The following is a 13,761-nucleotide window of genomic DNA, read 5'->3' on the forward strand; positions in this document are numbered from 1 at the left end:
CCTCCGGAGGTGCTGCCATGACCACGACCCCGACCGTGCCCCGGACGACGGGGACCGGTGCCCGCCCCACGGACGGCGGACGGCCGGTCGTCCCCGCGACCGGGCGGCTGCAGCCGCTCGGCCTGGCGCAGGTGCGCATCACGGGCGGGTTCTGGGCCGAGCGCCAGGAGGTGAACCGCGCCGCGACCCTCGGGCACATCGAGCACTGGCTCGAGGCCGAGGGCTGGCTGCCGAACTTCGACGCCGTCGTGCGCGGCGACGTCGCGACGACCCGCCGCGGCCGGGAGTTCAGCGACTCCGAGGTGTACAAGCTGCTCGAGGCGATGGCCTGGGAGCTCGGCCGCCGCCCCGACGACGACCTCGAGCGCCGCTTCGCCGCGATCGTGCGGCGCGTCGCGGCGGCCCAGGCGCCCGACGGCTACCTCTGCACGCGGTTCGGCAGCCCCGGTCAGGACGCCCGGTACACGGACCTCGAGTGGGGCCACGAGCTGTACGTGCAGGGCCACCTCCTGCAGGCGGCCGTCGCGCGGGCGCGCACCGGGCACCCGGACGACCTCCTCGTCGAGGTCGCGCGCCGCTCCGCCGACCACGTGTGCGAGGCGTTCGGCCCGGACGGCATCCAGGGGGTCTGCGGGCACGCGGAGGTCGAGGTGGCGCTCGCGGAGCTGGGGCGCGCGCTCGACGAGCCCCGGTACGTGCGGCAGGCGGCCCTCTTCGTCGAGCGGCGCGGGCACGGCACGCTCGCGGACATCGAGTGGGGGCGCTCCTACTACCAGGACGACGTCCCGGTGCGCGAGGCGACCGTCTTCCGGGGCCACGCGGTCCGCGCGAACTACCTCGCCGCCGGTGCGGTCGACGTCGCGGTCGAGACGGGCGACGACGAGCTCGTCGCCGCGGTCGCGCGGCAGTGGGAGCGCACGCAGGCCGCGCGCACCTACGTCACGGGGGGCCAGGGCTCGCACCACCAGGACGAGGCGTTCGGCGAGGACTTCGTCCTGCCGCCCGACCGCGCGTACTCGGAGACGTGCGCGTCGATCGGGTCGGTGATGGTCGCGTGGCGCCTCCTGCTCGCGCAGGGCGACCCGCGGTACGCGGACGTGGTCGAGCGCACGCTGTTCAACGTCGTCGCGACGTCGCCCGCGCACGACGGCCGCGCCTTCTACTACGCCAACACGCTCCACCAGCGCGTCCCGGGCGAGCCCGCCGCACCGGACCAGGTGAGCAAGCGCGCCGAGTCGTCGCTGCGCGCGCCGTGGTTCGAGGTGTCGTGCTGCCCGCCCAACGTCGCACGCACGTTCGCGAGCCTCGCCGGGTACCTCGCCACCGTCGACGACGGCGGCGTGCAGCTCCACCAGTACGCCACGAGCGAGGTCCGCGCGACGCTGCCGTCCGGGGAGCCCGTCGCGCTCGACGTCGAGACCGGCTACCCCGCGGACGGGCGCGTGCGGGTGCGCGTCGTCGAGGCGCCCGAGCGCTGGGCGCTCACGCTGCGCGTTCCCGCGTGGTCGGGCTCGGGGCTGCTCGTGGTCGACGACGGCCCGGCCCGCCAGGTGCCCGCGGGCACGGTCGCGGTGCCCGACCTGCGCGCGGGGAGCGTCGTCACGCTCGACCTCGACGTCACGCCCCGGTTCCTCGTGCCCGACGAGCGCGTGGACGCCGTGCGCGGGTGCGTCGCCGTCCAGCGCGGGCCCGAGGTCCTGTGCGTGGAGTCCGTCGACCTGCCGGGCGGGCGCGACGTCGCCGACCTGCGCGTCGACGTGGCCGTGCCCCCGCGCGAGGAGGACGGGCGCGTCGTCGTGCGCGGGCTCCTCGTGGACCCGGCGACGGCTCCGTGGCCGTACACCCCGCTCCGGGGCGGGGCGCCCGGGCGGACGGGCGCCGACCGCCCGGGCGAGGAGCCGGTCGCGACCTCGGCGGAGGTCCCCGTCGACGTCCGGCTCGTGCCGTACCACGACTGGGCCGAGCGCGGTCCGTCGACGATGCGGGTCTGGCTGCCGACCCTGTGACCCGGCGCCGGAGCCGCTCGCCCCGTCGCCGGCGGCGGGTCAGGCGGGGAGCCGGTAGAGGTCGTCGACCTGCTCGACGAGCCCGTCCTCGACGAGGCTCGCGACGCAGCGGTCGAGCTGCGCGGCGTCGTGCCACACCTCGGTCACGACGCCGCGCGGCACCGGTCCCGGCGCGTCGCGCAGCACGGCCATGACCCGACCCCGCACCTGCCGGTCGGTGCCCGCCCAGGCCTGCGTGCGCCGTCGTCCCGCGTGCTCGTCGCCCGGGCGACCGGCGAGGCGCCACGCGCACGCGTCGCGGACGGGGCAGACGCCGCAGCGCGGCGTCCGGGCGGTGCACACGAGCGCGCCGAGCTCCATCGAGGCGGCAGCCCAGAGCACCGCGTCCGCGTCGTCCGCCGGGGCGAGGGCGGCCGCCGTCGCGCGCTCGGCGGCCGTGTACGACGGCGCGGGCAGGGCGTTCCCGCCGACGGCCCGCGCCACGACGCGGCGCACGTTCGTGTCGACCACGACGGCGCGCCGGCCGTGCGCGAACGCGGTCACCGCCGCGGCGGTGTACTCGCCGACGCCCGGCAGCGCGCGCAGGGCGTCCTCGCCGTGCGGGACCTCGCCGCCGTGCCGCTCGACGACCGCCCGGGCGCACTCCTGCAGGCGCAGCGCGCGGCGGGGGTAGCCGAGGCGGCCCCACGCGCGCAGCACGTCTGCCGTCGACGCCGCCGCGAGGTCCGCGGGCTCCGGCCAGCGCTCCATCCACGCGCGCCACGCGGGCTCGACCCGCACCACCGGCGTCTGCTGGAGCATGACCTCGCTCACGAGGACGCCCCACGCGGTGCGGTCCGCCGCGCGCCACGGCAGGTCGCGCGCCGTCTCGCCGAACCAGCGCCCGACGGCGTCGCGCAGGTCGGCGTGCGGGTGCGGTCCCGCGGCAGCGGCGGTGGTGACGGTGGCGGCGACGTGCGGTCGGGCCGGGCGCGCGGCCGGGGCGGTCATGACGGCGGTCGTCCCTCTCGGTCGTCGGTGGGCCCCGCGCCGCCGCGCCGCCGTGCTGGCCGGCGGTCGTGCCGGTGGCGGGCGCCGTCGGGTGGGGAGGGACCCATTCTGCCCCGACCTGGGCGGTCGTCGGCGCGGCAGCACGGGGCCGGGCGTCGGTCGCCGCTACCGTGGTCGCGACCAGCACCTGCACGACGGAGGACCCGTGAGCACGCCGCGGACCGACCGCGCCCCGAGGCCGGGCGCCAGCCCCCGCAGCGGGCCGGGCGACCGGCCCACGCGCGGGGCCCTGCTCCGACGCCGCCTCGTCGTGCTCGCGCTGCTCGTCGGCCTCGTGGTGGGGCTCGTCCTGCTCGGGCAGGTCGTGGTGCGGGCGGTGCAGCCGCTGCTCGCCGGCGACGAGACGGCGCAGGAGGGCAAGTCCGCGCCGCCGACCCCGGAGGCGGCCGGCCCGCCCCAGGACTGCACGGCGGCGTCCCTCGAGCTCGGGCTGACGGCGAGCGCGGCGGAGTACGAGCCAGGTCGCGCGGTCCAGCTCACCGTGACGCTCCGGCAGTCCGGCGGCCGCCCCTGCCTCGTCGACGGCTCCGACGCCGGGCGTCAGGTGCAGGTCTACGCCGGTGACGAGCTCGTCTGGTCGTCGGCCGACTGCGGCACGACGGAGCGGCTGCTGCTCATGAGCACCGGGGACGAGGACCCGTCGAAGCTCGTGCGCTGGGACCGGCACCGCTCGGCCGAGGGCTGTGCGCCCGACCAGCCGGAGGTCGGACCGGGCACGTACACCGCGGTCCTGAGCATCGCGGGCGTCGACGGCGCGACGAGCGAGCCCGTGACGTTCACGCTGCTCGAGCCGCCCCCGCCGTCCCCGGACCCCGCGGACACGACCGCCCCGGCGGACGGCACCGCGCCGCCGGCGGACGGTGAGACGCCGCCCGCGGACGGTGCGACGCCGCCCGCGGACGGGACCGCACCACCGGCGGACGGTGCGACGCCGCCCGGGGACGGGACCGCCCCGCCCGCCGACGGCGCCTGATAGGCGGGTGCGGGGCCGTCCCCGGCGGCGAGCCCTGGCCGTCGTGGCGGGACGCATCCTGCTGCCGCGCGAGCCCCGGGGCGCTTGAAAGCGATGGACACGACCTTTCGGTAGCGCCCCATGTCAGCCGCTCCTCCTGCCTGTGAGATTGCGTCGCACGGAGCCCGGATGGCGTCGTACCAACGATCATCGGGCGCCACACCGGTCCGTGAGGCTCCGGCCGACGAGGCAAAGTCGAGACCGAAAACCATTGCGGTCAGCCCTTCGTGGCTGGTTGACTGGCTCGCGTCTGGCGACCTCACCGCGGAGGTGCTCGGGGCCCCGGCCCCGGGCGCGAGCGCTCCACGGCGCGGCGCGAGGCGGCACGACGATCAGGGTCCCGCGTCCCGCAGCGGGGCGGGCGGACGAGGCAGTCCGCCCGTGCGAGGCGAGGCCCGTCGTCGTCCCGAAACCTGTTTTCCGGTTCCCGATGGAGAGGACTTGGTGATGTCGGGGAGAGCGTTGAGAAGGGTCGTCGCCTCGGCGATGACAGGTGCGATGGCCGTGACCGGCGTCGCGCTGGCACCGGGGGCGCAGGCCGACGTGGTGCCGGGCAACGAGAGCGACGTCGGTGTGTACACCGACGGGACGACCGACTCGATGGACATCGGTGACCCGGTCTACTCGAACCTGGACCAGGTCGCCGCGGCCCTGGAGCCCGGGGTCCCGTGGACGGCGGGCTCGATGCACGGGTCGATCTTCGAGAAGGACCGCGCGGCGGGCGGCACGGACTACTACCTGGACCGCGTGCTCGGGGTGAGCGGGACGTCGGGCAACACCGTGCTGCAGACGCGCGGCCGCTCGCTGTACCTGCGGGGCAACAGCAACTGGGCGGTCATGGGCTTCGCGGGCTCCGCGTTCGCGGGCGGGCCCAACAACCTCGGCAACCTCTACACCGTGACCGTCCCGGGGCAGACGATCACCGAGGTCGGGGCGCAGCGCTTCAACGCGCCGAGCCACGCGAAGGCGCGCTACACGGTCGGGACGACGGGCGTCACCGCCGACCTCAAGAAGCTCATCACGTACGACAACGTGGCGCTCTCGGCGATCACGTTCACCAACCCCGGCGCGAGCGACGTGACGTTCACGGTCCGCGCGGCGTCCCCGCTGGCGACCACGTCGACGGACGCGGCCGACGAGCTCACCGGGACGCGGACCCTGACGAGCGGCGCGAACAACGGGCTCGTCGACACCCCGTGGTCCGACGTCACGGTCGGTCTCAAGGCGCCCGGGTTCGAGCGCGTGGGCACCAACCTCGACCGCGAGGTGACCGTCCCGGCGGGCGGGTCGGTCGACCTGTCCGTCCTCGGCGTGCTCTCCAGCGACACGCTCCCCGAGTCGGTCGAGAGCTTCCACGAGTACGCCGCGCTGTCGCCCGCGGACGCGTTCCGCACGGGCGTGACGGAGTTCAACCGGCAGTGGGCGCAGGACATCCCGTACCTCGACGTGCCCGACGCCGCGATCGAGAAGGCGATCGTGTACCGCTGGTGGGGCGAGCGGTACAACAGCCTCGACGCGAACGAGCCGGGCTACGTGTACCAGTACCCGACGACGATCGAGGGCGTGAACCTCTACCAGAACTCGGTGGCGCTCACGCAGCCCATGCACCTGCAGGACACCAAGTGGATCCGCAACCCGTACCTCGGGTACGGCCAGATCCTCAACATCGGTGAGCTGTCCGGGTCGTCGGCGTTCCTCGACAGCCCGGGCCACACGAGCTGGAACAACCACTACTCGCAGTACCTCGGCACCGCGGGCCTCGAGGCGTACAACGTGCACGGCGGCGGTCCGGCGGTCGCCGAGCGCTTCGCGACGTACTTCGAGGGCGACGGCGTCGGCCAGCTCGAGCACTACGACGGCAACGACGACAAGCTCATCGCCTACGACACCAACTACATGCCCGGCAACGACGCCGACGCGATCAGCTTCGGCTACCCCAAGGTGAACGCCGGGGCACCGGGCGCGCGCACGATCGAGCGCCCGGAGTCCGCGTACGTGTGGGGCGCGTTCGACGCCGCCCGCCAGCTCTACGCGATGGCGGGGGCCGACCCGGCGAAGGTCGCCGAGATGGGGACCGCGGCCGACGAGATCCGGGACGCGATCCTCGGCCGGCTGTGGAGCGAGGAGACCCGCATGTTCCTCGCGGGCACGTCGCACGGCGCGACGTCGGGCGGGAACCAGAACCCGCTGAGCCAGGCCGAGCGCGACCTCATCCCGGCGAAGGAGTCGAACCTCTACGACGTCTACGCGGAGAACCTCATCCCGTTCGAGGACGCCGACCGGTACGTCGACGGCTTCCGCTTCCTGCGGTACGGCGACAACTTCCCGATCTTCCCGTTCTACACGGCCAACCAGTACGACCGGGCGAAGTTCGGGATCGGCGGCTCGAACAACTTCTCCAACATCAACTTCACGGTCCAGTACCGCGGCGTGCGGTCCGCGCTGCGGCACTACGACCCCGACCACACGTACGTCACGCCCGAGTACGCCGCGAAGCTCCTCGACTGGATGGCGTGGAGCATCTACCCGAACGGCAACGCGCTGGTCCCGAACCAGGCCGAGTACTACTCGAACTGGAACGCGAGCACGCAGACGTTCAACCGCAACAACCCGAACCACGTGATGCTCGGCAACATGAACTACATCTACGTCGAGGACATGGGCGGCATCCAGCCGCGGTCCGACGACAAGATCGAGCTCTGGCCGATCGACCTCGGGTACGACCACTTCATGGTCAACAACCTGCGGTACCACGGCAAGGACGTCACGATCGTCTGGGACGAGGACGGCTCGCACTACGGGCTCGGCGAGGGCTATAGCCTGTTCGTCGACGGCGAGCGCAAGGCCGCGGCCGACGCGCTCGGCCGGTTCGTCTACGACCCGGCGGCCAACGAGGTCGTCGAGTCCGACGAGGGGCTGGCCGTCGAGGTCGTGGACGACCAGGGCGCCGACCTGCCGACCGCGGTCGACACCCCGATCGAGGACGAGCGCGTCGTGTCCTACCTGAAGACCGCGGGCATCGACCTCACGGAGGACGCGGGCAACCTCGCGCGCGGGGCGGAGCTCTCGTCGTCGGCCACCCAGCAGGGCGTGCGCCCGACGCCGTGGCGCCAGTTCCACACACCGGGCTGGAGCACGGGGTCGATGAACTACACGCCGGGCGCCATCAAGGAGACCGAGCGGCCCGTGTCGCTCGACGCGGTCACCGACGGCACGACCGTCAACGAGCCGTACTGGGGCAACTACGGGACCGAGGGCGACACGGGGTACGTCGAGCTCGACCTCGGCGAGCCCACGACGTTCGACAACGTCAAGGTCTGGTTCGTCAGCGACCGGCAGGCGGGCGGGTACCGCGAGCCGGTCCGGTACTCGGTCCAGGTGCCCGACGGCTCGGGCGGCTGGACCTCGGTGCCGGACGCGTTCAAGGCGCCGAAGATCCCCGGCCCCAAGTTCAACGAGGCGCTCTTCGAGGCCGTGACGACCGACAAGGTCCGCGTCGCGTTCACGAACACGCCGAGCTACTGGACGGCGATCTCGGAGATCCAGGTCTTCGACTCCGGCCGCGAGGTGCCCGAGGTCGTCAACGACGCCCCGACGGTCACCGTGAACGTCGACCGGTCCAAGGACGGCAACCTGTCCACGACGCTCGTCGGCACCGTGACCGACGACGGCATCCCCGACGACGGCACGCTCACCTCCGGGTGGACGACCGTCTCCGCCCCCGACGGCGCGAGCGTCATCTTCGGCGACGCCGACGCCCTGACCACGACCGTGACCGGCACGGTCGCGGGGGAGTACACGTTCCGCCTCACCGCGTCCGACGGCGGGCTCACGACCGAGCGCGACGTCCAGGTCGAGCTCACCGAGAAGGCGACCTCCGCCGAGTTCGGCGCGCTCGCGACGATCACGACGAGCGGGTCGGCGTCGTGGGAGAACCCGCTGCGCGTCAACGAGTCCTCGACGCCCGGCAGCTCGAACCCGGGTGCGGGCAACGGCTGGGGCACGTGGGGCCAGGCCGCGAACGGGACGAGCGCGCAGACCGCCGCGTGGATCCGCTACGCGTGGCAGTCGCCGGTGCTCGTCGCCTCGACGGACATCTACTGGTACGACGACAACGGCGGGACGCGCATGCCGCGCGCGGACACCTACACCGTCGAGTACTCGCAGAACGGCACCGACTGGACGCCCGTGACCCTGACCGACGGCTCCACGTACGCGGGCGCGCTCCAGCGCAACGCCTACAACCACCTCGAGTTCGAGCCCGTCGAGGCCAGCTACCTGCGCGTCCGGATCACCGGCGTGCAGACCGGCGGCGCCGGCACCGGCATCCTGCGGTGGCGCGTCAACGGCGACACCGTGGACTCCGTGGCGAGCCCGGTCGTCGTCCGGACCGTCACGGGCGAGGTCCCGACGCTCCCCGCGTCGCTCGACGTCGTCTACTCGAGCGGTCGCCGCGGCGCGGTCGACTTCACCTGGCAGCCGATCACGCCGGCCATGGTGGCGGAGACCAACGTCGAGCCGTTCACCGTCTACGGCACGAACACGACCTACGGCCTGATCGCCGAGGCCCAGGTCTACGTGCGGCCGGAGAACTCCCAGGGCGGCATCTCGATCCAGGGCGCGGAGCAGTTCGAGCAGAGCGTCGCCGTCGGCGAGCAGCCGTGGCTGCCCACGAAGGTCCTCGTGTCGTACAACGACGGCTCGCGCGACAACCAGGCGATCGGCGTCGAGTGGGACTACGACGAGTCCGTCGTCGAGACGCCGGGCGTGTACGTGATCCAGGGCGACCTCGTCCTCCCGGACTACGTGAGCACCGCCGGCACCACCACGACGACGCTCACGCTCACCGTGGGCGACGGCGTCCCGGCCGGTCCGGCGGTCACCGTCACGGCCGAGACCCGCTGCCTCGCCGGCAAGGTCTACGTCGCGGTCCGGGCGCTCAACGACGACGACGTGCCCCTCACCGTCCGTCTCGACACGCCGTTCGGCACCAAGACGTTCAACGGCGTCGAGCCCGGCAAGAACGCCTACCAGTCGTTCGCGTCGCGCGCGACGTCGGTCGAGGCCGGCGAGGCCACGGTCGTCGCCACCGACGCCGAGGGGAGGTCGACGACGGTCACCGCGCAGTACGACGCCGCCACCTGCGGCTGACCCGCACCCTGCGCGTCGCACCACGTCTCGCCCCGGTCCGTCCCCACGGACCGGGGCGAGACCCGTCTGCGCGCATGAGGACCCCCGCCTCCGCGAGATAGAGCCGTGGTCCCGCGAGGTAGAGCCGGTCGCGCTAGGTAGAGCCGTGGTCGGCTTGTCCGACGGCGGTCTGGTCACCTGGGGTGGCGGGGTGGGTAGTGGTGCCGCGTCTACCATCCGCCGCTCGTTCCTCGCGGCTCCCGCGGTCTCGGTCGGGATCGTCCTGCGTTCGCCAGCTCACTCCCGTCGGGCGGGACCAGGGGTCTACCTCGCACGACCACGGTTCTGTCTCGCGCGGCCTTCTCCCTCGGCCGGCGGGGGGTCTCCTCGACGGGGAACCGGCTGGGTCAGCGGCCGGCGACGGCCCAGCGGAAGGTGTTGCGCAGGAGGTAGGTGCCGTCGGGGCGGCGGAAGGGGCGGGCGGCGGCGAGGACGTCGGGGCGGAGCTCGGCGCGCAGGTCGTCCGACTCGCCGAACATGATCGCGGCGACGACCTCGTCCGCGTCCGCGAGCACCATCGGTGCGTCCGCCACGCCCTCGGCGAGGACGGTGAAGCCGTGCTCGGCCAGGAGCGTGCCGAGGCGGCCCTCCTCGCGGCCCTCGTCGCTCGGCTCGTGGTCCTCGCCGGCGACGGCCCGCTCGAGGACGGTGAGGTCGTTGCGGTCGTCCTCGGCCCAGGTCGCGACGGCGACCAGGTCGCCGACGCGCCGGCACTCGCTCAGCGTCTTGGCGACGTCGGTGAACGCGAGGGCGTTGACGAGCGTGACGAGGTCGAACGCGTCGTCGGGCCAGGGGAGGTGCTCGGCCTGGGCGACGCGCAGGTCGGCGCCGGGGCTGTGCCGGCGCGCGACGTCGATCATCCCGGCGGCGGCGTCGCAGCCCGCCGCGTCCGCGCCGCGGGCGAGGGCCAGGGCGACGAGCTCGCCGGTGCCGCACCCGACGTCGAGCACGCGCGAGCCGGGCCCGACGCCCGCGGCGTCGAGGATCGCCTGCTGGGCCGGGGCCGCGGCGGGCGCCCACCAGCGCGCCCAGGCGTCGGCCAGTGCCGACCACTCGTCGACGTGGTCCACGGTCCCCCTCCGTGCGGGCTCGTCGGTCGGACGGTCAGGTGGGTCAGACGTAGCGCTCGAGGATGCTCGACTCCGCGAGCCGCGACAGGCCCTCGCGCACGGCCCGCGCGCGCTGCTCGCCCACGCCGTCGACGGTCATGAGGTCGTCGATGCTCGCGGCGAGCAGCTTCTGCAGCCCGCCGAAGTGCGCGACGAGCCGGTCGATGATCGTGGCCGGCAGGCGCGGCACCTTGGACAGCAGGCGGTACCCGTGCGGCGCGACGGCGGCGTCGAGCGCGTCGCCGCCGCCGGGGAGGTCGAGCACGCGGCCGATCTGGCCGAGGTCGAGCAGCTGGGTCGAGTCGAGGCCGCCGAGCGACTTCTGGACCTCGGCGAGCGAGCGGTCCTTGCGGCCGAGGTCGACGTAGTCGCGGATGACGAACTCGCGGTCCGAGCCGATGCCGCCGATGAGCTCGTCGAGCTGGAGCGCGAGGAGGCGGCCGTCGGTGCCGAGCTCGATGACGTACCCGGCGATCTCCTCGGAGATGCGGGCGACCATCTCGAGGCGCTGCACGACCGCGCACACGTCGCGGACCGTGACGAGGTCCTCGATCTCGAGCGCGGAGAGCGTGCCCGACACCTCGTCGAGGCGGGCGCGGTAGCGCTCGAGCGTGGCGAGCGCCTGGTTGGCGCGCGACAGGATCGTGTCGGAGTCCTCCAGGACGTGGCGCTGGCCGCCGACGTACAGGGCGACGATCCGCATCGACTGGCTCACCGAGATGACGGGGAAGCCGCTCTGCTTGGCGACGCGCTCCGCGGTGCGGTGCCGCGTCCCCGACTCGGTCGTCTCGATGGTCGGGTCCGGCAGGAGCTGCACGGCGGCGCGCAGGATGCGGTTGGCGTCGCGGTCGAGCACGACCGCGCCGTCCATCTTCGACAGCTCGCGCAGGCGCGTCGCCGAGAAGCCGACGTCGAGCTGGAAGCCGCCCGAGCACATCTCCTCGACGACCTTGTCCAGGCCCAGCACGATGAGCGCGCCCGTCCGGCCGCGGAGGATGCGTTCGAGACCGTCACGGAGCTCGGTCCCGGGTGCCACGGCGGCAAGGGTCTCCCGGAGCATCTCGTCGGGGTGCGCGGGGGGATTGGCCACGAAGGAATCCTACGCTGTACGGCTCTGCCGGCCGCAGGGACCCGCGGTCCCGCGCCACAAAGAGGTCACGATCCGGTCTCGGGTCCACGGGGTCACGTGCGCGCGAGCTCGACCGCCTCGCCGAGGTGGCGCGCAGGGAGGATCGTCATGCCCTCCACGGGGCGCGGGAACGACCCCCGCGGCACGACGGCGCGCGTGAAGCCGAGGCGCGCGGCCTCCGCCAGGCGGCGGTCGAGGCCCGTGACGGGACGGATGTCGCCCGCGAGGCCGACCTCCCCGAACGCGACGGTGCCCTGGGGCAGCGCCTCGTCCTCGCGCGCGGAGAGCACGGCGAGGGCGAGCGTGAGGTCGGCGGCGGGCTCGGTGACCTTGGCGCCGCCGACGGTCGACGCGTAGACGTCCTGGTCGACGAGCCGCACGCCCGCGTGGCGGTGCATGACGGCGAGGATCATCGCGAGGCGGCTGGAGTCCACGCCGCTCGTGGTGCGGCGCGGGTTGGTCAGGGAGCTCGGCACGACGAGCGACTGGATCTCGAGCGCGAGCGGGCGACGACCCTCCAGCGTCACGGTGACGCACGTGCCGGGGGACCCGGCGCCGGTGTGCGAGAGGAACAGCCCGCTCGGGTCGGCGAGACCGACGATGCCGTTCTCGGTGAGGTCGAAGCAGCCGACCTCGTCCGTCGGGCCGTAGCGGTTCTTGACGGCCCGGACGAGCCGCAGGCGCGAGTGCCGGTCGCCCTCGAACTGGCACACGACGTCGACCAGGTGCTCGAGCGTGCGCGGCCCGGCGACCGAGCCGTCCTTGGTGACGTGCCCGACGAGGATCACCGGGAGGTCGCGGGCCTTCGCCGCGGCGATGAGCGAGGCCGCGACCTCGCGGACCTGGCTCACGCCGCCGGGCGCGCCCTCGACCTGGGCGGACGCGATGGTCTGCACGGAGTCCACGACGAGCAGGTCGGGCTCGGTCGCCTCGATGTGACCGAGGACGGTCGCCAGGTCGGTCTCGGACGCGAGGAGGAGGCCCGGCGCGAGGGCGCCCACGCGCTCCGCGCGCAGCCGCACCTGCCCGGCGGACTCCTCGCCCGTGATGTAGAGGACGCGTCGCGGCGTCGGCGTCGGGCGCGCGGCGGCGGTGGCGCGCTCGCCGGCCGGGCGCACCGTCGGCAGGTCCGACCCGCCGGCGGCGACGTTGCTCGCGACGGCGAGCAGGAGCGTGGACTTGCCCACTCCCGGCTCCCCGGCGAGCAGCACGACCGCGCCCGGCACGATGCCGCCGCCGAGCACGCGGTCGAACTCCGAGACGCCCGTGGGCGTGGCGCGCGCCGCCTCGACGCTGATCTCCCCGATCGGCCGCGCGGGGGAGCGGGTCGGCGAGACCGGGGTGGTGCGCGGGCCGGAGGCCGCGGGGGCGTCCTCGGTCACCGTGCCCCACTCCTGGCACTCCCCGCAGCGGCCCACCCACTTGGCCGTGGTCCAGCCGCACTCGGAGCAGCGGTAGGCGGGGCGGGAGCGCTTGGCGGCCGCGGAGCGGGCCGCGGTGGTCGACGACGTCACGGGCCCAACCTAGCCACGGCCGCCGACACCGGCGCGACGCCGCGACGGGAACGCCCTCGCGCGGGATGCTGGGCGCATGCGCAGGCTCCCGCACGACAGCCCGTGGTGGACGCTCATCCTCACGGTCGCCTCCACGACGGCGTGCCTCACGGTCTACTACGGGGTCCCGCTGCCGACCGACGACGCCCCCGAGGTCGTCCAGCTCGTGGTGTTCGCCGTCGGGCTGGTGCTGCTGTGCGCGCTCCTCGTGGTCCAGGTGCGCCGCCAGCTCCGCGCGTGGGGGACGCCGAGCGTCCGGGTCCAGTCGGTCATGGGGCTGCTCCTGCCGGTGGTCACGTTCTTCGCCCTCGCCTACTACCTCATGGCCGACCAGTTCGTCGGCATCGAGAACCGCACCGACGCGCTGTACTTCGCCGTGGTGACGCTCGGGACCGTCGGGTACGGCGACGTCCACCCGGTCGGCGAGGCGGCGAAGATCGTGGCGATGGTCCAGATCGTGCTCGACCTCGTCGTGGTCGGCGTGCTCGTCTCGATCGCCACGTCGCGCGCCCGCGCCCGGGCGGAGCACCGGCACGAGCACGAGCACGGGCTGCACACCGAAAACCGGCCGGACTGACTTTCTCCCGGCGTGCGACGGCCGCTGCCTGCCCCGACCTGCCGGTGCGCAGCATCCTGCGGTTCGTAGCGCAGGACGCGAGCCTTCCTGCGCCAGCGCGCGAGCAATGTCGGCACCGGATGACCGAAAACCATT

8 protein-coding genes are annotated in these 13,761 nt (G+C 74.0%); 4 read left to right on the forward strand and 4 right to left on the reverse strand.

Annotation, left to right across the window (positions count from 1 at the left end; translation table 11 throughout):
• Nucleotides 1–17 precede the first annotated feature (17 nt).
• Nucleotides 18–2,006 carry a glycoside hydrolase family 127 protein gene (locus ACZ402_RS02485; RefSeq protein WP_375822377.1) on the forward strand — a complete coding sequence of 663 codons (1,989 nt, stop codon included), beginning with the start codon at nt 18–20 and terminating at the stop codon, nt 2,004–2,006.
• A gap of 39 nt (nt 2,007–2,045) precedes the next feature.
• On the opposite strand, the gene ACZ402_RS02490 is transcribed toward ACZ402_RS02485, so the two are convergent.
• Nucleotides 2,046–2,996: an HhH-GPD family protein gene (locus ACZ402_RS02490; protein ID WP_375822376.1), complete on the reverse strand. Its 951-nt coding sequence runs from the start codon at nt 2,994–2,996 to the stop codon at nt 2,046–2,048.
• Between the two features lie 205 nt (nt 2,997–3,201).
• On the opposite strand from ACZ402_RS02490, the gene ACZ402_RS02495 reads away from it, so the two are divergent.
• The gene (locus ACZ402_RS02495) at nt 3,202–4,029 is read left to right on the forward strand and encodes a hypothetical protein (protein WP_375822375.1); all 828 of its coding nucleotides are present in this window, start codon (nt 3,202–3,204) and stop codon (nt 4,027–4,029) included.
• A gap of 537 nt (nt 4,030–4,566) precedes the next feature.
• Nucleotides 4,567–9,219: a galactose-binding domain-containing protein gene (locus ACZ402_RS02500; protein WP_375822374.1), complete on the forward strand. Its 4,653-nt coding sequence runs from the start codon at nt 4,567–4,569 to the stop codon at nt 9,217–9,219.
• Between the two features lie 386 nt (nt 9,220–9,605).
• On the opposite strand, the gene ACZ402_RS02505 is transcribed toward ACZ402_RS02500, so the two are convergent.
• The 3 genes from ACZ402_RS02505 to ACZ402_RS02515 all read right to left on the reverse strand — a co-directional run bounded on the left by ACZ402_RS02505 (nt 9,606) and on the right by ACZ402_RS02515 (nt 13,010).
• Entirely contained in the window at nt 9,606–10,328 is a 723-nt protein-coding gene (locus ACZ402_RS02505) for a class I SAM-dependent methyltransferase (protein WP_375822373.1), read from the reverse strand.
• A 43-nt stretch (nt 10,329–10,371) separates the two neighbouring features.
• Nucleotides 10,372–11,427: a DNA integrity scanning diadenylate cyclase DisA gene (gene disA / locus ACZ402_RS02510; RefSeq protein ID WP_375822750.1), complete on the reverse strand. Its 1,056-nt coding sequence runs from the start codon at nt 11,425–11,427 to the stop codon at nt 10,372–10,374.
• 122 nt (nt 11,428–11,549) lie between these two features.
• A complete protein-coding gene (locus ACZ402_RS02515) occupies nt 11,550–13,010 on the reverse strand; it encodes a DNA repair protein RadA (protein ID WP_375822372.1) in 1,461 nt (486 codons plus the stop codon).
• 76 nt (nt 13,011–13,086) lie between these two features.
• On the opposite strand from ACZ402_RS02515, the gene ACZ402_RS02520 reads away from it, so the two are divergent.
• Nucleotides 13,087–13,626: a potassium channel family protein gene (locus tag ACZ402_RS02520; protein WP_375822371.1), complete on the forward strand. Its 540-nt coding sequence runs from the start codon at nt 13,087–13,089 to the stop codon at nt 13,624–13,626.
• Nucleotides 13,627–13,761 lie beyond the last annotated feature (135 nt).

The sequence above is a fragment of the Cellulosimicrobium sp. NPDC030954 genome (genome assembly GCF_055571305.1).